Origin of the sequence: Halomonas smyrnensis AAD6, assembly GCF_000265245.1 — a bacterium.
Classification (GTDB): domain Bacteria; phylum Pseudomonadota; class Gammaproteobacteria; order Pseudomonadales; family Halomonadaceae; genus Halomonas; species Halomonas smyrnensis.
The window spans coordinates 273,473-293,894 of sequence record NZ_AJKS02000001.1 but is presented as its reverse complement, the minus strand read 5'-3'; the positions used below and the strand labels follow the sequence as shown (position 1 = coordinate 293,894).

The window sequence follows — 20,422 nt, the reverse complement described above, 5'->3', positions numbered from 1 at the left end:
AGGCTATCCCTCATCGTGTCGATCGGTGTCCACCAGGGCGGTGATGGCGGTGAGCACCACGCCCACGACCGCCAGGTAGACGCCGATATCGAAGATCAGCGGCGTCGAGGCCTTGAAGTCGATCACCGGGATCGTCCACCAGTGGGCGGTGAAGAAGGGCTCGCCGCTCCACCAGGCCGGCAGCGTCGAGCTCACGCCGAGCAGCAGCCCCACGCCCACCAGATCGCGCGGCGAGACCCGCAGCACCCGGCGCAGGGCGTGACGACCGAAGGCGAACAGGTAGAGCGCGAAGCCCCCTGCCGCCACCAGGCCGGCGATGAAGCCCCCGCCGGGCTCGTCGTGACCGCGCAGCAGCAGGAACACCGAGAACAGCAGCTGCAGCGGCAGCAGCAGGCGGGCGGCGACGCTGAGGATCAGGGTGCCAGACTTAACCATCGGGCGGCCCTCCCGTGCGCCCGTCGTCGCGGGCCTCGTACTCGCCGGCGTGGAACCGCAGCATGGCGTAGACGCCCACGGCCGCCAGGGCCAGGACGAAGATCTCGCCCAGGGTGTCCAGGGCGCGGAAATCCACCAGGATGACGTTGACGATGTTGTGCCCGTGCGCCAGCGGCTGGCTGTTGGCGACCATCCAGTCGGAGATGCGCGGCAGGCGCTCTCCGGACAGCACCGAGAGCATCAGCAGCGTGATGAGCCCCCCGGTCAGGGTCGCCACCACCAGATCGCGCAGCCGCTCGAGCGGGGTCGACAGGGTCGCGAAGCGCGGCAGGCGGAACAGCACCAGCGCCAGCAGCACCACGGTGAGGGTCTCCACCAGCAGCTGGGTGATGGCCAGGTCCGGCGCGCTGAACAGCACGAAGGTCAGGGCGATGGAGAAGCCCATCACCCCCACCGCCGCCACCGCCGCCAGCCGGGCGCGCATCACGCAGGCGGTCACCGCGCCGGCCACCATCAGCCCGGCGACCACCGCCTCGTGGAAGTGGACCGACAGGCCGAGCTCGATCGCCAGGCCGTGACGGAAGAAGAAGGCATGCCCCACCAGCCCCAGCAGCACCAGCAGGGTCATCACCAGGTAGTTGCGCATGTAGCCGTTCTGCAGGAAGCGGGTCTGCCAGGCCGACAGCGACACCAGGCCCGCCATCAGCGCCGCATAGCCGGCCTCGGGGCCACGCGCCATCAGCGGGTCGAGCCGCCGCAGGGCGAGGCGCAGCCGATCCCAGTGGCGATACACCAGCGCCCCCAGCAGCAGGCTGGCCACGGACAGCACCAGCGGCAGGTTGACCCCGTGCCACAGCGCCAGGTGCACGCCGGCGTCGGGCGCCCCGATGCCCGCCAGGATGGCGTTGGTCAGGCCGTCCAGCCCGCCCGGCGCCAGCCCCAGCCACAGCGACAGCGACGCCAGCAGCAGCGGGCCGGCGAGCATGGCGAAGGGCGGCTCGTGGGGCGTGCGGGGCGTCTCTCGCCGGGCACCGAAGAAGGGCCGCAGGGTGACGATCGCCGCCACCGCCAGGGTCAGGAAGGCGGCCGGGAAGGCCAGGGCCAGGAGCAGCCAGCGCCAGGCCGTGGCGTCCAGCACCGAGGCGAACATCAGCTCCTTGCCGACGAAGCCCAGCAGCGGCGGCAGCCCGGCCAGCGACAGCCCGGCGACCACGGACAGGGTGGCGGTCAGCGGCATGACCCGACGCAGCCCGCCCATGGCGGTGACGTCCTTGGTGCCGGTCTCGTGGTCGAGGATGCCGGCGATCAGGAACAGCGCGCCCTTGTAGAGCGAGTGCGCCAGCAGGAAGACCACGAAGGCGCTCAGGGCCCCGGGCGTGCCGATGCCCAGCAGCAGGGTCAGGGTGCCCAGCGCCATCACCGTGGAATAGGCCAGCAGCTTCTTGATGCTGGTGTGATGGATCGCCAGGAAGGCCCCGGTGGCCATGGTCAGGGCGCCGACCAGCGACAGGGTGAGCGTCCAGGTCTCGCTGCCGCCCAACGCCGGATGCAGGCGCGCCAGCAGGTAGATCCCGGCCTTGACCATGGTCGCCGAGTGCAGGTAGGCCGAGACCGGGCTGGGCGCGGCCATGGCATTGGGCAGCCAGAAGTGAAAGGGGAACTGGGCCGACTTGGTGAAGGCCCCCAGCAGGACACAGATCAGCAGCGGCGTGTAGAGCTCATGCTGGCGCAGGGCATCGCCACGTTCGACCAGCGCCTGCAGGGACCAGCTGTCGCCGGCCTGGGCGAGCATGACGAAGCCGGCCAGCAGCGCCAGGCCGCCGCCCACCGTCACCAGCAGGCCCTGCTGGGCGGCCTTGCGGGCCGTCGCATCGGTATGGTTGAAACCGATCAGTAGGTAGGAGGTGATGCTGGTGAGTTCCCAGAAGACGAACAGTGCCACCAGGTTGTCGGCCAGCACCAGGCCCAGCATCGACATCATGAAGGCGGTGATCACCACCAGGAAACGCGGCAGGTCGCGATGGCCACGCAGGTACTCGCCGCTGTAGGCCAGCACCAGGGCGCCGATCACGCTGATCAGCAGGGCGAACATCAGCGACAGGCCGTCGATCAGGAAGGTCAGGCTGATATCGAGCCCCGGGGCCCAGGCCCATTCCAGGCGCAGGGCCTCACCGGCGACGATCGCCGGCCACTGGGCCAGCAGCCAGGCGGCGATCCCCGCCGGCAGCGCCGCCATCAGCAGCGGGGTGCGCGAGCCGAACCAGCGATGCAGCAGCGGCGCCATCCCGGCGAGCAAGAAACCTCCCAACACCACCAGTTGCATCGAGCCTTCCTCCCTGGCGTCCGCGCGGGCCCACCGGATGAAAACGTGGTTCAACCTTAAAGAGCCCGATTTTGAAAGGCAAGGTGGCGCGAGCCGCCGCCCGATACGGTAAGGTATTGCGATTCAACTACTTCATGGGGCTCGATCGGCCCTGGGACGGAGGCGGCGCCTGACCTCTGGCGCGCGGCCGCCCTCTCGGCATGATGACGCTCCGACATAACGCAACCGAGCAGGATGACTGATCGATGACCTTGATGTGGATAGCGCTGCTACCCCTTCTCGGCGTGCTGGTGCCGGCCTTCGGCGCCGGACTAAGACGCCGGGAATGCTCCCTGGCCACCGCCGCCCTGCCCGCCCTGGCATTGCTGATGATGCTGGCGGAAATCCCCACCCTGCTCGACGGCGAGACGCTGCGCTTCGCCGTCGACTGGATCCCCTCCCTGGGCCTGGAGCTGGCCTTCAGGCTGGACGGCCTGTCGCTGCTGTTCAACCTGCTGATCCTGGGGATCGGGCTGCTGATCCTGCTCTACGCCCATTACTATCTGGATCCGGACGAGCCCTACGGGCGCTTCTACGCCTATCTGATCCTGTTCATGGCCTCCATGGTCGGCATCGCGATGTCCGACAACCTGCTGCTGCTGTGGATCTTCTGGGAACTGACCAGCCTCTCGTCCTTCCTGCTGATCGGTTTCTGGTCGCACCGCAGCGATGCCCGCAAGGGCGCGCGCATGGCGCTGACGATCACTGGCGCCGGCGGCCTGGCGCTGCTGGCCGGTTTCCTGCTGATCGGCGATATCGTCGGCAGCTACGAGCTGGACACCGTGCTGGCCAGCGGCGAGACCATCCTCGCCGATCCGCGCTACCCGCTGACCCTGGCACTGGTGCTGCTCGGCGCCTTCGCCAAGTCGGCCCAGTTCCCCTTCCACTTCTGGCTGCCCCACGCCATGGCCGCGCCGACGCCGGTCTCGGCTTACCTGCACTCGGCGACCATGGTCAAGGCCGGCATCTTCCTGATGGCGCGGCTGCACCCGGCGCTGGCCGGCAGTGAGCTGTGGACCCTGACGGTCTCGCTGGTCGGCATGACCACCATGCTCTATGGCGCCTGGTTCGCGCTGATGAAGACCGATCTCAAGGGCATCCTGGCGTTCTCCACCGTCAGCCACCTGGGCCTGATCACGGTGCTGCTGGGCATCGGCAGCCCGATGGCGGTGCTGGCGGCGCTGTTCCACATCATCAACCACGCCACCTTCAAGGCGGCGCTGTTCATGGGGGCGGGCATCATCGACCACGAGACCGGCACCCGTGAGCTGTCGCACCTCGGCGGGCTGCGCCGCGCCATGCCGCTGACCGCCGTGCTGACCACGATCACCGGCGCGGCCATGGCCGGCGTGCCGCTGTTCAACGGTTTCCTGTCCAAGGAGATGCTGTTCGCCGAGACCCTGAACACCCCGGTCCTCGGTGGCCTGAGCGGGCTGATGCCGCTGCTGGCAACCGCCGGCGGCGTGCTCTCGGTGGCCTACTCGCTGCGCCTGGTGCACGCGGTGTTCTTCAAGACGCCGAAGCAGGCGCCGCCCAAGGCGCCCCATGAGCCGCCGCGGCTGATGAGCGCTCCGATGGCGCTGCTGGCCATGCTGTGCGTGCTGGTCGGCCTGTTCCCCTCGGCACTGGCCGGTGGCCTGCTCGACCTGGCCAGCCGCGCGGTGCTGCTCGCCCCGCTGGACTTCCATCTGGCGATCTGGCACGGCTTCAACCTGCCGCTGGCGATGAGCGCCGTGGCCCTGCTCGTCGGCGTGGGGCTCTATGCCGCCCACTCGCACCTGCGGCGCTTCCTGCGCGGCTTCAAGCCGGTGGACGCGCGACTGGTGTTCGAGGCCGCCGTGCAGCGCACGGCGAACCGCTCGGAGTCGCTGCTGTCACGCCTCGACAACGCCTCGCTGCAGCGCTACGTGGGCCTGCTGCTGCTGGTCTCGCTGGCGTTCATCGCGCTCGGCCTCGGCAAGATGCCGAGCCTGGCCGGCGACCGGCCCGAGCAGGCGGTGGACGGCATCCTGCTCACCGGCGCGGCGCTGCTGATCTTCAGCGGCCTGGCCACCGTGGTCACCCATCGCTACCGCCTGATCTCGCTGCTGATGCTGTCGATGGTGGGGCTGCTGGTCTCGCTGACCTTCGCCCGCTTCTCCGCCCCCGACCTGGCCCTGACCCAGCTCTCGGTGGAGGTGGTGACCATCATCCTGCTGATGCTGGCGCTGTTCTTCCTGCCCCAGAAGACGCCGCGCGAGTCCTCGATGCCGCGCAACCTGCGCGATATCGCCCTGGCCGGCGCCCTCGGCATGACCATCGCCAGTCTCAACTACGCGGTGTTGACCCGCGACAACGCCAGCATCTCGGGCTTCTTCCTCGACAACAGCGTCTCCGGCGGCGGCGGCCACAACGTGGTCAACGTCATCCTGGTCGACTTCCGCGGCTTCGATACCCTGGGCGAGATCACCGTGCTGGCCATCGCCGGCCTGGCGATCTTCAAGCTGCTCAATCGCCTACGCCTGTTCATGCCGCACAGCGACACCGAGGGCCGGCTGTGGTGCCCGGATCGCTACCCGATGATCCTGACCACCATCTCCCAGGCGCTGCTGCCGCTGGCGCTGCTGGTGTCCGCCTTCATCTTCCTGCGCGGCCACAACCTGCCCGGCGGCGGCTTCATCGCCGGCCTGATCACCGCCGTGGCGCTGATCCTGCTGCTGATCGCCCGCGGCGTGGAATGGGCCCAGGCGCGCCTCGACTTCCCCTATCAGCCGGTGGCCATCGCCGGCGTCGGGCTGGCGACCCTGACGGGCGTGGGCAGCTGGCTGTTCGGCTACCCCTTCCTGACCTCGTCCTTCGGTCACTTCCATCTGCCGCTGATCGGCGACTTCGAGCTGGCCACGGCGATGATCTTCGACCTCGGCGTCTATCTGGCCGTGGTCGGGGCGACGCTGATGATCCTGGCCAACCTCGGCAAGGTCACCACGCCCCACCGGCCGGGCAAGGAAGACGCCTCCTCCACCACCTCCAGCGGCAAGGAGAAACGCTGATGGAAAGCCTCTATGCCATCACCACCGGCGTGCTCAGCGCCTGTGGCCTCTATCTGATCCTGCGGGGACGGACCTTCCCCGTGGTGGTGGGACTGACCCTGCTGTCCTACGCGGTCAACCTGTTCCTGTTCTCGATGGGCGGGCTGACCACCCATGGCGCCGCCATCGTCGACGGCAAGGCGTCCTACGCCGACCCGCTGCCCCAGGCGCTGGTGCTGACCGCGATCGTCATCGGCTTCGCCATGACCGCCTTCGCGGTGATCCTGGCGATGCGCGCCCGGGGCGACATGGGTAACGACCACGTCGACGGCGGCCGCGGTCGCGACGATCGAGAGGAGAACCGTCGATGAGTCCCCACCTGATCGTGCTCCCCGTGGTGCTGCCGCTGATCGCCGGCGTGCTGCTGCTGCGCACGCGCCACGGCAGCCCGCGCACCAAGCGCTGGCTCGGCGTCGGGGCCACCCTGGCGCTGGTCGCGGTCTCGGCGCTGCTGGTCGACCGGGCCGCCGGCGGCGAGATCGCCTACTACGCGCTGGGCGACTGGCAGCCGCCGTTCGGCATCGTGCTGGTGCTCGACCGCCTCTCGGCGCTGATGGTGATGCTGACCTCGGTGCTGGCCCTGGGCTGCGTGATCTTCGCCTGCGGCGGCGACGACGAGCAGGGCAGCAACTTCCACGGCCTCTTCCAGCTCCAGCTGATGGGCATCAACGGCGCCTTCCTGACCGGCGACCTGTTCAACCTGTTCGTGTTCTTCGAGGTGCTGCTGCTGGCCTCCTACGCCCTGCTGCTGCACGGCGGCGGCAAGTCACGCACCCAGGCCGCCGTGCACTACGTGGTGCTCAACCTGGCCGGCTCGTCGCTGTTCCTGATCGCCGTCGGCACCCTCTACGGCGCCACCGGCACCCTGAACATGGCCGACATGGCGGCCCGCATCGCCGAGCTGCCCGCCGAGCGCAGCGGCCTGGTGACCGCCGGCGCCCTGCTGCTGCTGGTGGTGTTCGGCCTCAAGGCCGCCATCCTGCCGCTGTACTTCTGGCTGCCGCGGGCCTACGCGGCGGCGCCGGCCCCGGTGGCGGCGCTGTTCGCCATCATGACCAAGGTCGGCATCTACGCCATCCTGCGGGTCTATTCGCTGGTCTTCGGCGAGCAGGCCGGCAGCCTGGCCGCCCTGCAGCAGCCCTGGGTGTGGTGGCTGGCGCTGGCGACCCTGGCCGTGGCGACCCTCGGCGTGCTGGCCGCCCGCGACCTGCGCCTGCTGATGGCCTATCTGGTGCTGGTCTCGGTGGGCACCCTGCTGGCCGGCGTCGGCATGGGCACGGTCGAGGCCACGTCCTCGCTGCTCTACTACCTGGTGCACAGCACCCTGGTCACCGGCGGCCTGTTCCTGCTGGCCGAGATGATCGGCCTGCAGCGCGGCAAGGCCGGGACACGCATCGTCCGTGGCCGGCCGCTGACCCAGGGCGGCGCGCTCTCGATGCTGTTCCTGGCCGGTGCTGTGGCGGTGGCCGGCCTGCCGCCGCTGTCCGGCGCCATCGGCAAGGCGCTGCTGCTCGAAGCCGCCAGCGCCGAGCAGCAGCCGTGGCTGTGGCCGCTGCTGCTGGCGAGCGGCCTGGGCGCCATCATCGCCCTCTCGCGGGCCGGCTCGACCCTGTTCTGGCGCAGCCAGAAGGGCGAGCGCGACGGCGAGCCGCTGCCCCGCCAGCACTGGATCGGCGTGTCCCTGCTGCTGGCCACCTCGCCGCTGCTGGTGGCGCTGGCCGGACCGGTCAGCGACTACACCCAGGCCGCCGCCGAGCAGCTGGCCGATCCCGATGCCATGGTTCGCACCCTGCTCCCCGACGCTGGAGACGCCTCATGATCCGTCCTCGTTCCTGGCTGCCGATCCCGATGCTGTCGCTGATGCTGCTGGTGGTGTGGCTGCTGCTGGTGCGCAGCCTGGCCTTCGGCCAGTTCTTGCTGGGCGGCGCCCTGGCCATCGCCATTCCGCTGCTCACCTACCGCTTCTGGGACGTGCAGCCCAACGTCAAGCGCCCCGGGCTGCTGCTTCTCTACGTGCTGCGGGTGCTGGGCGACATCGTGGTCGCCAACTTCCAGGTCGCCTGGCTGATCCTCAACCCGCGTCAGCGTTCGCGCCCCCACTTCGTGGAGTATCCGCTGATGCTGGAGGAGCGCTTCACCATCACCCTACTGGCCAGCACCATCAGCCTGACCCCGGGCACGGTGTCGGCCAACGTGCGCATGGACGGCAAGACGCTGCTGATCCACGCCCTGGACGCGGAGGATGACGAGGCGCTGATCGAACAGATCCGCGAACGCTACGAGCGCCCGCTCAAGGAGATCTACGAATGCTAGACATCGCGCTGAAGATCAGCCTGACGCTGGTGATGCTGGCGCTGCTGCTGAACACCTTCCGCCTGACGGTGGGGCCCAGCCTGCCCGACCGCATCCTGGCGCTGGACACCATGTACGTGAACTCCATCGCCCTGATCGTGCTGCTCGGTCTGTGGCTCGGCACCAAGACCTACTTCGAGGCGGCGGTGCTGATCGCCATGCTCGGTTTCATCAGCACCGTGGCGGTCTGCAAGTACCTGCTGCGCGGCGACATCATCGAATAGGAGGGTCCGGCATGACGTTCTACGTGATTCTCGAGGGAGTCATCTCGCTGCTGCTGATCGCCGGCGGGGCCTTCGCCTTCATCGGCTCGCTGGGCATGGCGCACCTGCGTGACTTCTACATGCGCCTGCACGGGCCGACCAAGGCCACCACCATGGGCATCGGCTGCACCCTGGTGGCCTCGATGCTCTACTTCGGCATCGCCGACAGCGAGCCGGTGGTGCAGGAAATCCTGATCGCCCTGTTCCTGTTCATCACCGCCCCGGTAAGCGCTCACTTGCTGGCCAAGACCGGCCTGCACCTGCAGCTCAAGTACGTCGACAAGACCCGCGGCCATCCCGTGGAGCTTCAGGAGGAAGAGGTCGGCCAGACGCCGGTGCCCCACGGCTCTCCCCCCGAGCGTGACCCCATCACCCTCGACAAGCGCCCGAACGGGCACTGAGACACGCCTCTCGGCAACGCGTCCTGCAACGAGAAAGGCGGCCCACCGGGCCGCCTTTCTCTTGTGCGAATGTCACGAGGGCGCGAACGCCTCGCGGGGCGGCGCTACAGCCAGCCCGAGAGCTCCTGACGGGCGATGGCCTCCAGCGCATCGACGTGATCCTCGCGGGCGTTCAGGCACGGCACATAGGTGAAGGTCTCGCCGCCGGCCTCGAGGAAGGCGGCGCGGATCTCCTGCTGGATCTCCTCCAGGGTCTCCACGCAGTCGGCGGAGAAGGCCGGCGAGATCACCGCGATATGCTTGCGCCCCTCGCGGGCCAGCTCGGCGACGCGCTCGACGGTGGCCGGCCCCACCCATTCCTCCGGCCCGAACTTGGACTGGAAGGTGGTCTCGATCGCCTCGTCGGGCATCGCCAGCCGCTCCTGGAGCAGCCGGGTGGTCTGACGGCAGTGGCAGTAGTAGGGATCGCCATCGTCGAGGTAGCGCTTGGGCACGCCGTGATAGGAGGCCACCAGCACCTCCGGGGTCGACTCGGCGGCCTCATAGGCCTCGCGCACCGAGGCGGACAGCGCCTCGAGATAGGCCGGATGCCGGTAATAGGCGGGCACGGTGCGGATCGCCGGCTGCCACTTGAGGCGCATCAGGGTGCGGAAGGCCTGGTCGTTGGCGGTGGCGGTGGTCGGCGAGCCGTACTGGGGATAGAGCGGGAAGAACAGGATGCGCTCGCAACCGCGCGCCTGGAGGCGGCGCAGCACGCTGTCGGTGGAGGGGTTGCCGTAGCGCATGCAGAAGTCCACCTCGACCCGGTCGCCATAGGCCGCCTCGAGCCGCTCCGCCACCCTGGCGGTCTGTTCACGGGTGATGGTCAGCAGCGGGCTCTCGTCGAGCTCCTGGTTCCAGATGCTGCGGTAGGCCGCGCCGGAAATGAACGGCCGACGGGCGAGGATCACCAGCTGCAGCAGCGGCTGCCACAGCCAGCGCGAGTAATCGACGACCCGGCGATCGGAGAGGAACTCGCCGAGGTAGCGGCGCATCGACCAGTAGTCGGTGGCATCCGGCGTGCCGAGGTTGACCAGCACCACGCCGACCTTCGCCCGAGGCAGCGTGGGATGATCGGCGGGCGCGTGCCGCAGCCGTCCCTCTCCCGGTGAGTCCTGCTCGGCATCGGATGAGTGCTCGAAGGCTGCCATGGCGCGCGTTCCCCGTGATCGACATGAGACGAAACTGATAGGCCTAGCCTACCACTGCGGGCATTCGGGCGAAATATGGTTATACTATTGGAGCTATTTGTACAACTTATGGTGAACAATGTCCCGTCCCCTGATCCTGGTGCTCGGCGACCAGCTCAGCCATGACCTGCCGAGCCTGCGTGAGGCCCCCCCGGAGGCGGTCATCGCCCTGTGCGAGGTCGCCGAGGAAGGCCGCTACGTGCCCCATCACCCGCAGAAGATCGCCCTGATCCTGGCCGCCATGCGTCATTTCGCCGCCGACCTGCGCGACCGCGGCCTGCGCGTGCACTACAGCGCCCTGGACGACCCGGACAACGCCCAGACGCTGCTCGACGAGGCCGAGCGCCTGGCGCGGCTCTACGAGTGCGACGAGATCCGCGCCGTGCGCCCCGGCGAGTGGCGCCTGTGGCAGGCCATGGGTGAGCGCGCTCACGCCGCCCTGCCCTGGCGCCTGATGGAGGACGATCGCTTCTATGCCACGCCGGAGGATTTCGCCGCCTGGGAGAAGGGACGCAAGTCGCCGCGGCTGGAGTATTTCTACCGCGAGATGCGCCGGCGCACCGGCCTGCTGATGGAGGGCGACGAGCCCGCCGGCGGCCGCTGGAACTACGACCACGACAACCGCGAGCCGCTGCCCGAACGCCTCGAGGTGCCCGCCCCACCGCGTCATCGTCGGGATGACGTCACCCGCGAGGTCATGACGCTGGTGGAGGAGCACTTCGGCGATCACTTCGGCGACCTCGCGGGCTTCCACTGGCCGGTGACCCGGCGCCAGGCGCTGGCCGATCTGCGCCACTTCCTCGCCGAGCTGCTGCCCGACTTCGGCCGCTGGCAGGACGCCATCAGCGACGAGGCCCCCTTCCTGTTCCACTCGCGGCTGTCGGCGGCGCTGAACCTCGGCCTGCTCTCGCCCCGGGAGGCGTGCGAGGGCGCCGAGCGCGAGTATCGCGAGGGGCGCGCGCCGCTCAACTCGGTGGAGGGCTTCATTCGCCAGATACTGGGCTGGCGGGAATACGTGCGCGGCCTCTACTGGACGCGCATGCCCGACTACAAGCGCGCCAACGCCCTGGACGCGAATCGCGGCCTGCCGGCCTTCTACTGGAGCGGCGCCACCGAGCTTCGCTGCCTCCGGCGCGCCATCGAGATGACCCGAGACAACGCCTACGCGCATCACATCCAGCGGCTGATGGTCACCGGCAACTTCGCGCTGCTGTGCGACGTGGCCCCGTCGGCGCTGTGCGACTGGTATCTGGCGGTCTATGCCGACGCCTGCGAGTGGGTGGAGCTGCCCAACACCCTGGGCATGGTGCTGCACGGCGACGGCGGCCTGATGGGCTCCAAGCCCTACTGCGCCTCGGGCAAGTACATCGATCGCATGTCGGACCATTGCCGGCACTGCCGCTTCGACCCGAAGCGGGTCGTCGGCGACGACGCCTGCCCGCTCAACAGCCTCTACTGGCGCTTCCTCGAGACCCACCGCGACGCGCTGTCGGGCAATCATCGCATGAAGCTGATCTATGGCTCGCTGGATCGCATGTCGGACGACAAGCGCGCGGCCATGCGGGCCCAGGCCGAGGCCTTCCTGGCCGGGCTCGAGACCGAACCGGCCTATGGCCGGGGCGTGCACCGGGCCGGCTATCACGACGCCAGCCGCGATGAACCCTCCGACGAGCGGGAGACCTGCTGATGCCGCGCCTGCACTCACCGGATCCCCGTCGTGCCAGCGCGCCGGTGACGCTCTTCCACGACGGCCACTGCCCCTTCTGCCAGCGCGAGATCGCCTGGCTCAAGCAGCATCCGCACCGCGACCGGATCCGACTGGTCGATATCCAGACCGCCGATGTCGCCGCCGACCGGGGACCCTCGTTCGAGCGCATGATGGGGCGCCTGCACCTGCGCGACGCCGACGGCCGCTGGTTCGTCGGCATGGACGCCAGTCGCGCGCTCTACGCGGTGCTGGGGCATCGACGCCTGGTGGCGGTCTCGATGCTGCCGGGACTCGCCTGGGGCTTCGATCGCGGCTACGCGCTCTTCGCCCGTTACCGGGTCAGGCTGGGCGAGCGATGGCGGGCCTGGCGGCGTCGGTCGAACGCGAGCGGGCGCTAGCCGAGCCGGATGTCAGGCGCGGGACGGCAAGGTCGGGAACGAAACGGGGAAGAAGCGCGGAGAACATGCCACCTGGAGGAAGAGGAATCGCGCTGGGGCGCGCGGTGGCAAGTCGGTGGGCGGCCTGAAGCCGAGAAGAAGTCGGTGAGTGGAAGGTCGAGGAGAGAAGCGACGCGCGCCTTAGAACACCAGCGGCATACGCGAGCTGAGCGCGTCGTGGTAGTGCGCGTCGCGACCGATCATCTCGTCGTGCGCCACGTACTGCACCAGGTAGGCGCGGTGGATGCCGGCGCGCTTGAGCTCGAGGTAGACGTCGTCGAGGGCGCGGAACAGCATCGGCTTGCCGCGCTGGGTCAGCAGATGGCGCTGGCCCTCGATGTCTTCCAGCTCGACCTGATAGACGCGGCTGCCGGCATGACTGATCACGCGAATCTCGAAGTTGTCGTGATGGGCCACGAAGGCCTTGAGGTCGTTGAAGTCCATGGTCCCTCCATCGGGATCTTTCAGGGTGAATGCTGACACAGTCTCATGCGGTCGGATGACATGATGATGACGTTGTCGACTCGCCCTGAGACCGGTGGAGGGCACCGAGGGTTCCGCCCGGCGAGGACCGCCCGGCGAGGAGCGCCCCGCCGTCCGGCGACGTTACTGGTAGTCGGAGGGATCGATCGCCTTGCCCAGGGAGTTGCGGTCGACCCACTTGCCGGCCTTGGTCTCCTTGTAGCGGAACACCACCCGGTCGCCGACCGCCACCGGCAGCTCCGAGTCCTCGGTCTGGTAGCTGTAGTCCTCGCCGTCCACCACCAGCTGATAGCGGTAGAGATCCGGCATGCCCAGCCATTCCTTGAACGGCCCTTCGCGTTCCACGGACTGCAATTCGCCGCGCGCCTCGAGTTTCGGGGTACGACGCCGATTACCGCGCTGAAATCCGCCTGCCATGGTGCTTCTCCAGTGTGTCTGCTGTTCGAGGGGTGGGGATTATACGGCGCCGGACGCCCCGCTCAAGGGGTCACTCGCCGAAGGTGTCGCCGTAGCTGTCGGGCGCCAGGTCCTCGAAGCGGGTGTACTTGCCGATGAAGGCCATGTGCACCGTGCCGATCGGCCCGTTACGCTGCTTGCCGATGATGAATTCGGCCAGCCCCTGGTTGTCGGGGTTATCCGGATTGTAGACCTCGTCACGGTAGACGAAGCCGATCAGGTCGGCGTCCTGCTCGATGGCGCCGGACTCGCGCAGGTCCGACATCACCGGGCGCTTGTTGGGGCGCTGCTCCAGCGAGCGGTTGAGCTGCGACAGCGCCACCACCGGGCAGCCGAATTCCTTGGCCAGGCCCTTGAGCGAGCGCGAGATCTCCGAGATCTCGCCGGTACGGTTCTCGGAGAAGCCCGGCACCTGCATCAGCTGAAGATAGTCGATCATGATCAGCGCCAGGTTGCCGTGTTCGCGCACGATCCGGCGCACCCGCGAGCGCATCTCGTTGGGCGACAGCGCCGCGGTGTCGTCGATGAACAGCTGCTTGTCCTTCAGCAGGTTGACCGCCGAGGTCAGCCGCGGCCAGTCCTCGTCCTCGAGCTGGCCGGTGCGCACCCGGGTCTGGTCGATGCGCCCCAGCGACGAGAGCATGCGCAGCATGATCGACTCGCCGGGCATCTCCATGGAGAACACCACCACCGGCTTGTCGCTCGAGATCACCGCGTGCTCGACCAGGTTCATGGCGAAGGTGGTCTTGCCCATGGAGGGGCGCCCGGCGACGATCACCAGGTCCGAGGGCTGCAGGCCGGAGGTCATGTCGTCCAGGTCGCGGAAGCCGGTCGACAGGCCGGTCATCTCGCCCTGCATGTTGAACATCTCGTCGATGCGATCCACCGCCTTGGCCAGCAGGTCGCTCATGCCGACGGGGCCGCCCTCCTTGGGCCGCTCCTCGCTGATCTGGAACACCAGCCGCTCGGCCTCGTTGACCAGCTCGTCGGCGGGCCGCCCCTGGGGTGCGAAGGCGCTCTCGGCGACCTGATTGGCGGCGTGGATCAGCTTGCGCAGGGTGGCCCGTTCGCGAACGATATCGGCGTAGGCGCGGATGTTGCTGGCCGACGGCGTGTTGCGCGCCAGCTCCGCCAGCGTGGCCAGTCCGCCCACGGTCTCGAGCTGATCGCGCCCCTCCAGCGCCTCGGACAGGGTCACCACGTCCAGCGGGCGCGCCTCCTCGGCCAGCGTCGCCATGACGTTGAAGATCAGGCGATGCTCGTAGCGATAGAAGTCGTTGGCCACCAGCCGGTCGGCCACGCTGTCCCAGGCCTGGTTGTCGAGCATCAGCCCGCCGAGCACCGACTGTTCGGCCTCCAGCGAGTGGGGCGGCACCTTCAGCGCCGCGGTTTCCTGATCGAGCTCGAGGGATTCGTTCATTGGGGCAGGCACCTCCGCAACATGGGCCGACACATTCTACCTCGAAGGACGCCTGACGCAGCAGGCGGAGTGACGTGCCGCAGGCAAGCAAAAAAGGGCGCGAGGATTTCTCCTCGCGCCCCTGGCGTCCGCGGGGGAGTCGGGCTTATTCGGCCACGACCACCACGCGCACGGTGGCGTCGACTTCGGCGTGCAGGTGCAGCGCGATGTCGTATTCGCCGGTCTGACGGATCGGACCTTCCGGCATGCGGACTTCGCTCTTCTCTACCTCGAAGCCAGCGGAGGTGATGGCGTCGGCCAGGTCGCGCGGACCGATGGAACCGAACAGCTTGCCTTCATCGCCGGCCTTGGCGACCAGAGACAGCTCGATGTCGTTGAGCTGTTCGGCGCGGGCTTCGGCTTCGGCCTTGCGCTCGGCGGCCTGAGCCTCGAGCTCGGCACGCTGGGCCTCGAAGGCCTCGATGTTGTCCTTGGTGGCCGGCACGGCGAGGCCGTAGGGCACCAGGTAGTTGCGGCCATAACCGGGCTTGACGGTGACCTGGTCACCCAGACCGCCCAGCTTGCCAATCTTGTCGAGCAGAATGACTTCCATCTCGTAAACCTCTTGTCAGTCGCTGCGGCCGAGTCGTCCGCGAATATCCACGAACGCGTCGATAAGGGCCGCAAGCAGCACGATGAGAATCATGGGCCAGGTGGTGATCAGCAACACATAGAAGGCGACCAGCCACAGCCCGTTCATTCCCTTCAATCCGATAACACCATGCACCAGCGCGATGCCGGCCACCAGCAGTGGCACCCAGAGCATCAGGCCGAGGCCGGGCAGCACCAGCAGCGTGCCGATGACGAGAAACGCCATCAGCACCAGCAGTTCGCGGGGAGCCAGGCGCAGGGCGTGGAACTCCTCGCGGAAGCCGCCGGGGTTGTAGAGCCCCGCCTGCCAGTTCCTGGCCAGGGCCAGGCAGGCCACCGAGGCCAGCAGCACGATGAGCCCGGTGACGCCACCGATCAGCATCTCGGCGAGCCGTTCGGTCTCGAGCCCCTGGCGCGAGAGCTCGTCGAGCATCGAGGCGAACTCCGGCGAGCCCTGGCGCAGCTGCTCCAGCAGGGGCCCCGTGCCGCCCGGCGGCAGGAAGATGCCCAGCTGGATCATCGCCGCCCCGGCGAGGGCGCCGACCACCAGCGTTTCGCTCCAGCGCATGCGCGAGCGCAGCACCACCGCCATCAGCGTGACCAGCAGGGTGCAGGCCAGCGGGATGACGTCGCCCCGGGTCCACCACCAGCCCGCCGGCAAGGCGGCGGCGATGATCACCGGCATGGCCGGCGCCAGGCCGCGGCGCAGCGTGACCAGTCCGGCGATCGCCGCGCCCAGCCAGAACAGCCAGGGGACCAGCGTGGCCGCGGCCGCCCCGGCGACTGCCTGGGGCGTACCGCGCATCATCCAGCGGGCGACGGGCAGCATCACGCTTGCGTCTTACTGGTGGCTATCGGTGTAGGGCAGCAGCGCCAGGTAGCGAGCCCGCTTGATGGCGGTGGACAGCTGACGCTGGTAACGGGCCTTGGTCCCGGTGATGCGGCTGGGAACGATCTTGCCGGTCTCGGTGATGTAGGCCTTGAGGGTGTCCAGATCCTTGTAATCGATCTGCTTCACGCCTTCAGCGGTGAAACGGCAGAACTTGCGGCGACGGAAAAAGCGTGCCATGGGAAAGACTCCTTAGCGTGCGATGTGTGGCTTAGGCGGACTGGGCGGGACGTGACGGCTTCTCGTCACGACGGGCGCGCTTCTCTTCCGCCGGCTTCATCATCGGGGAAGCCTCGGTGACGGCTTCCTTGCAGCGCACGACCAGGCTGCGGATGATGGCGTCGTTGAAGCGGAAGATGTTCTCGATTTCCTCGAGAGTCTCGCCGCGGCACTCGACGTTCATCAGCACGTAGTGAGCCTTGTGGATCTTGTTGATCGGGTAGGCCAGGTGACGGCGACCCCAATCTTCGAGGCGATGCACGGTACCGCCGTTCTCGGTGACGATGCTGGTGTAGCGCTCGACCATCGCCGGAACCTGCTCGCTCTGGTCCGGGTGGACCATGAACACGACTTCGTAATGACGCATGGGTTCTCCTTGCGGTTTGACAGCTTCCAGAGAGGCGTGAGGCCCCAGGGGAAGCAAGGAGGTGATTATCGAAATACACGATGCCCGTTCGTCGGACGAACGGGCGCCAGTATTCTAAAGAGTGCGCGCCAGGCGCGCAAGCGCAAAGCCATCGATCGCAGCGTCTCCGGCGACAGGCCTCTGCGGGGCGCTGTGAATACATCCCTGTACGCTACTTTTGCCTTCCCTGGCAAAAACCCCCGCGTCGGCCTGGCCCCGGCGCCGCTCACTCTGGCGAAGTGTCTCCGCCCCGCTGCCGGACCGCCTCGAACAGGCCGATGCCGGTGGCCACCGAGACGTTGAGGCTCGAGACGCTGCCGGCCATGGGCAGCTTGACCAGCTGGTCGCAGGCCTCGCGGGTCAGCCGGCGCATGCCCTTGCCCTCGGCCCCCATCACCAGCGCCGTGGGCCCGGCCAGATCGGCCTCGAACAGGCTCGCCTCGGCCTCGCCGGCGGTACCGGTGACCCACACGCCGAGCTCCTTGAGCTTCCCGAGCGCCCGGGCCAGATTGGTGACCTGGTAGACCGGCACGCTCTCGGCGGCGCCGCAGGCCACCTTGCGCACCGTGGCGTTGAGCGGCGCCGACTTGTCCTTGGGCACCACCACGCCGTGGGCGCCGGCGGCGTCGGCGCTGCGCAGGCAGGCGCCGAAGTTGTGCACGTCGGTGACGCCGTCGAGCACCAGCAGCAGCGGCGCCTCGGCGTTCGACCAGCCCTGGAGCCGATGCCACAGCGCGGCCTCGGCCTCGAAGGCCAGCGGCGGACAGAAGGCCACGATGCCCTGATGGGCGGCGCCCTGGGCGAGGCGGTCCAGGTCGTCGCGGGGATGGGCACTGACCCGAGCGCCGCGCGCCCGGGCCTGATCGACCAGCTCAGCGAGACGGCCGCCGGCCTCCCCTTCCTGCAGCCACAGCTCGCGCGGGGCTTCGCCCCGATCGAGCAGCGCCCGCACCGCATGCACGCCGTAGACGGCATCCAGGCCGTTCGGCATCTTGGGCCCGCGCCGCGGCGCGGGCTTCTTCTTCGCTTTCATCGACATCTCGGTTTTTCTCGACATCCGGGCATCGGCCTCAGCGACGACGCGGGCCGCGGCGGCGACGCTTGTTGCCGCCGCTCTTCTCGCCGTCGCCCGCGGACTGGCCCTGACCGCCGCCCTTGCCCTGCTGGCCACGCGGCTTGCGCGCCTTGCGCTGCGGCTTGGGCTGGTCGTCGGCCAGCTCGAAGTCGATCTTGCGATCGTCCAGGTCGACCCGTGCCACCTGCACCGAGACGCCGTCGCCGAGGCGATAGCTCATGCCGCTGCGCTCGCCCTTGAGGCGATGCTTCTCGGCTTCGTAGTGGTAGTAGTCGGAGGGCAGCGAGGTGACGTGCACCAGGCCCTCGACGAAGAACTCGTCGAGACGCACGAAGATGCCGAACTGGGTCACCGAGGCGATGGTGCCGCTGTAGGTCTCGCCGAGCTTGTCGGACATGAACTCGCACTTCAGCCAGCTCTCGACGTCGCGGGTGGCGTCGTCGGCGCGGCGCTCGGTCATCGAGCAGTGCTCGCCCAGCTCGAGCATCTGCTCGAAGGTGTAGGGGCACCACTTGCTCGGCGGCTCCACCGGCGCGCCCTCCTCGCGCAGCACGGTCGCGGTCTGGCGCGGCCCGCGGATCACCGAGCGGATCGCCCGGTGCACGATCAGGTCGGGGTAGCGACGGATCGGCGAGGTGAAGTGGGCGTAGGCCGGATAGGCCAGGCCGAAGTGGCCCTCGTTCTGCGGCGAGTAGACCGCCTGACTCATGGAGCGCAGCATCACCGTCTGGATGATGTCGGCGTCCTCGCGGCCGCGGATGGTCTCGGCCAGGGCCTGGTAGTCCTGCGGCGTCGGCTCGTCGCCGCCGGGCAGCGTCAGGCCCAGCTCGTTGAGGAACAGCCGCAGCTTGTCGAGGCGCTCCGGCGAGGGCCGCTCGTGGATGCGGTACAGCGCCGGCAGGTCGTGCTTGTCGAGGAAGCGGGCGGTGGCGACGTTGGCCGCCAGCATGCACTCCTCGATGATCTTGTGGGCATCGTTGCGCGAGCGCGGCACGATCTTCTCGATCTTGCGCTCGTCGTTGAAGACGATCGCCGTCTCGGTGGTCTCGAAGTCGATGGCGCCACGCTCGTCGCGGGCACCGCGCAGCACCTTGTAGAGGGAGTTCAGGTCGTTCAGCGGCTTGACCAGCTCGCTGTACTGTTCACGCAGCGCATCGCCCTGTTCGTCGTCCTCGTCGAGGATCGAGGCGACCTTGTTGTAGGTCAGGCGCGCGTGGGAGCGGAACACCGCCTCATAGAAGCGATAGCGGCTGATGGCGCCCTTCTGGGAGATGTTCATCTCGCAGACCATCGCCAGGCGGTCGACGTCCGGGTTCAGCGAGCACAGGCCGTTGGACAACAGCTCCGGCAGCATCGGCACGACCTGGCCCGGGAAGTACACCGAGTTGCCGCGGCTGATCGCCTCCTGATCCAGCGGGCTGCCCGGACGCACGTAGTGGGAGACGTCGGCGATGGCCACCAGCAGCTTCCAGCTGCCGGACTTGGTCTGCCAGGCGCAGACGGCGTCGTCGAAGTCGCGGGCGGACTCGTCGTCGATGGTCACCAGCGGCAGATGGCGCAGGTCGACGCGGTGTGCCTTGTCTTCCTCGGCGACCTCGGCGGACATGCCGGCGATCTGATCCTGCACCTCCGGCGGAAACTCGGACGGGATCTCGTAGCTGCGGATGGCGATGTCGATCTCCATCCCCGGATCCATCCGCTCGCCCATCACCTCGGTGACATGGCCCACCGGCTGCACGCGGGTGGCCGGCTGCTTGACGATGTCGGCCGAGATCACCTGGCCGTCGCGGGCCCCGCCGTTGGCGTTATGCGGAATGATGATTTCCTGGGCAATGCGCGGATTCTCGGGAATCAGCACGCCGAACTCGGGGGTGTTCTCGCGATAGACGCCGACGATGTTCTGGGTATTGCGCGCCAGCACCTCGACGATGGTGGCCTCGTCGCGGCCGCGGCGGTCGCGGCCGCTGATGCGCACCAGCACGTGGTCGTTATGGAACACGCGGCGCATCTGGCGCGGCGGCAGCACCAGGTCGGGCTTCTTGCCGTCGTCGCGCAGCAGGAAGCCGATGCCGTCGCGGTGGCCGAGCACCCGGCCCTTGATCAGGTCGAGCTTGTCGATCAGCGCATAGGCGCCACGACGATTGCGTAGCACCTGGCCGTCGCGCTCCATGGCCGACAGGCGGCGGCGCACGGCCTCCTGCAGATCCTCGTCCTCGAGGCCCAGCATCTCGCTCATGGCCTCATGGGTGATCGGCTTGCCGTATTCCTCGAGCCGCGCCAGCAGGTATTCGCGGCTGGGCGCCGGCTTGTCGTACTTGTGGGCCTCGCGGCTGGCGTGCAGATCGTCGCTGAGCGTCCAGTGATTCATGCGGAGAGCATCCTTGGCAGGGTCGGGGACGACGGAAGGAGAGTGGCGCTCACGCGCCGCGGGCATGCAGTGATGCAATAAGGGTCTCTTGTCATGGCCGCAGTATAGCGTCGCCAAGGGTCGCACCCAACCATGCGACGACCTATCAGGCGGGTGGATACGCAAAAAAAGCCGCTCGCCGACCCGCAAGGGGTTGCATCAGCCAAAATATACGGTAATAT

General features: G+C 68.3%; 20 protein-coding genes. 8 read left to right on the top strand and 12 right to left on the bottom strand.

From position 1 onward, the window contains the following. Positions 1-3: 3 nt before the first annotated feature. On the bottom strand, positions 4-435 hold the full coding sequence (locus UYS_RS0201335; RefSeq protein ID WP_016853684.1) for a Na+/H+ antiporter subunit B: 432 nt from the start codon (positions 433-435) through the stop codon (positions 4-6). After that, positions 428-2,758 (bottom strand): putative monovalent cation/H+ antiporter subunit A, encoded by a 2,331-nt coding sequence (locus UYS_RS0201330; RefSeq protein ID WP_016853683.1) that lies wholly within the window; start codon positions 2,756-2,758, stop codon positions 428-430. Before UYS_RS0201330 ends, UYS_RS0201335 begins: the two co-directional genes overlap by 8 nt. 245 nt (positions 2,759-3,003) lie before the next feature. Between UYS_RS0201330 and UYS_RS0201325 the strand changes: the two genes are divergently transcribed. Genes UYS_RS0201325 through UYS_RS0201300 form a run of 6 tightly spaced genes read left to right on the top strand, consistent with a single transcriptional unit; the run spans position 3,004 to position 8,881 of the window. Beyond that, the gene (locus UYS_RS0201325) at positions 3,004-5,826 is read left to right on the top strand and encodes a monovalent cation/H+ antiporter subunit A (RefSeq protein WP_016853682.1); all 2,823 of its coding nucleotides are present in this window, start codon (positions 3,004-3,006) and stop codon (positions 5,824-5,826) included. Continuing rightward, a complete protein-coding gene (locus tag UYS_RS0201320; RefSeq protein WP_016853681.1) occupies positions 5,826-6,176 on the top strand; it encodes a Na+/H+ antiporter subunit C in 351 nt (116 codons plus the stop codon). The genes UYS_RS0201325 and UYS_RS0201320 overlap by 1 nt, the downstream gene beginning before the upstream one ends. Further along, complete coding sequence (locus UYS_RS0201315; protein WP_016853680.1) at positions 6,173-7,684, top strand: monovalent cation/H+ antiporter subunit D; 1,512 nt, start codon at positions 6,173-6,175, stop codon at positions 7,682-7,684. Before UYS_RS0201320 ends, UYS_RS0201315 begins: the two co-directional genes overlap by 4 nt. Continuing rightward, positions 7,681-8,178, top strand: coding sequence for a Na+/H+ antiporter subunit E (locus UYS_RS0201310; RefSeq protein ID WP_016853679.1), 498 nt, complete (start codon positions 7,681-7,683; stop codon positions 8,176-8,178). Before UYS_RS0201315 ends, UYS_RS0201310 begins: the two co-directional genes overlap by 4 nt. Then, on the top strand, positions 8,172-8,441 hold the full coding sequence (locus tag UYS_RS0201305) for a K+/H+ antiporter subunit F (protein ID WP_016853678.1): 270 nt from the start codon (positions 8,172-8,174) through the stop codon (positions 8,439-8,441). Before UYS_RS0201310 ends, UYS_RS0201305 begins: the two co-directional genes overlap by 7 nt. Positions 8,442-8,452: 11 nt before the next feature. Beyond that, positions 8,453-8,881 carry a Na+/H+ antiporter subunit G gene (locus tag UYS_RS0201300; protein WP_016853677.1) on the top strand — a complete coding sequence of 143 codons (429 nt, stop codon included), beginning with the start codon at positions 8,453-8,455 and terminating at the stop codon, positions 8,879-8,881. Between the two features lie 104 nt (positions 8,882-8,985). Here the strand turns inward: UYS_RS0201300 and hemH are convergent, their stop codons facing one another. After that, complete coding sequence (gene hemH, locus UYS_RS0201295; protein ID WP_016853676.1) at positions 8,986-10,071, bottom strand: ferrochelatase; 1,086 nt, start codon at positions 10,069-10,071, stop codon at positions 8,986-8,988. 118 nt (positions 10,072-10,189) lie between these two features. Between hemH and UYS_RS0201290 the strand changes: the two genes are divergently transcribed. Both UYS_RS0201290 and UYS_RS0201285 read left to right on the top strand, forming a co-directional pair. Then, positions 10,190-11,797, top strand: coding sequence for a cryptochrome/photolyase family protein (locus UYS_RS0201290; RefSeq protein WP_016853675.1), 1,608 nt, complete (start codon positions 10,190-10,192; stop codon positions 11,795-11,797). After that, positions 11,797-12,216, top strand: coding sequence for a thiol-disulfide oxidoreductase DCC family protein (locus UYS_RS0201285; RefSeq protein WP_016853674.1), 420 nt, complete (start codon positions 11,797-11,799; stop codon positions 12,214-12,216). Before UYS_RS0201290 ends, UYS_RS0201285 begins: the two co-directional genes overlap by 1 nt. A 180-nt stretch (positions 12,217-12,396) precedes the next feature. Here UYS_RS0201285 and UYS_RS0201280 read toward each other — a convergent pair whose 3' ends face one another. The 9 genes from UYS_RS0201280 to rnr all read right to left on the bottom strand — a co-directional run bounded on the left by UYS_RS0201280 (position 12,397) and on the right by rnr (position 20,201). Further along, entirely contained in the window at positions 12,397-12,699 is a 303-nt protein-coding gene (locus tag UYS_RS0201280) for a DUF6482 family protein (protein WP_016853673.1), read from the bottom strand. 162 nt (positions 12,700-12,861) lie between these two features. Beyond that, positions 12,862-13,155, bottom strand: a complete 294-nt coding sequence (locus UYS_RS0201275; protein ID WP_026068270.1) for a hypothetical protein — start codon at positions 13,153-13,155, stop codon at positions 12,862-12,864. A 70-nt stretch (positions 13,156-13,225) separates the two neighbouring features. After that, entirely contained in the window at positions 13,226-14,614 is a 1,389-nt protein-coding gene (gene dnaB, locus UYS_RS0201270) for a replicative DNA helicase (RefSeq protein WP_016853671.1), read from the bottom strand. Between the two features lie 145 nt (positions 14,615-14,759). Beyond that, positions 14,760-15,206, bottom strand: a complete 447-nt coding sequence (gene rplI, locus UYS_RS0201265; RefSeq protein WP_016853670.1) for a 50S ribosomal protein L9 — start codon at positions 15,204-15,206, stop codon at positions 14,760-14,762. 15 nt (positions 15,207-15,221) lie between these two features. Then, positions 15,222-16,073, bottom strand: coding sequence for a YybS family protein (locus tag UYS_RS0201260; protein ID WP_016853669.1), 852 nt, complete (start codon positions 16,071-16,073; stop codon positions 15,222-15,224). A 12-nt stretch (positions 16,074-16,085) separates the two neighbouring features. After that, positions 16,086-16,313 (bottom strand): 30S ribosomal protein S18, encoded by a 228-nt coding sequence (gene rpsR / locus UYS_RS0201255; protein ID WP_016853668.1) that lies wholly within the window; start codon positions 16,311-16,313, stop codon positions 16,086-16,088. Positions 16,314-16,344: 31 nt separating this feature from the next. Further along, on the bottom strand, positions 16,345-16,719 hold the full coding sequence (gene rpsF / locus UYS_RS0201250) for a 30S ribosomal protein S6 (protein WP_016853667.1): 375 nt from the start codon (positions 16,717-16,719) through the stop codon (positions 16,345-16,347). Between the two features lie 265 nt (positions 16,720-16,984). After that, positions 16,985-17,791: a 23S rRNA (guanosine(2251)-2'-O)-methyltransferase RlmB gene (gene rlmB, locus UYS_RS0201245; RefSeq protein ID WP_016853666.1), complete on the bottom strand. Its 807-nt coding sequence runs from the start codon at positions 17,789-17,791 to the stop codon at positions 16,985-16,987. A gap of 37 nt (positions 17,792-17,828) precedes the next feature. Continuing rightward, on the bottom strand, positions 17,829-20,201 hold the full coding sequence (gene rnr / locus UYS_RS0201240) for a ribonuclease R (RefSeq protein ID WP_016853665.1): 2,373 nt from the start codon (positions 20,199-20,201) through the stop codon (positions 17,829-17,831). Between the last annotated feature and the right edge of the window lie 221 nt (positions 20,202-20,422).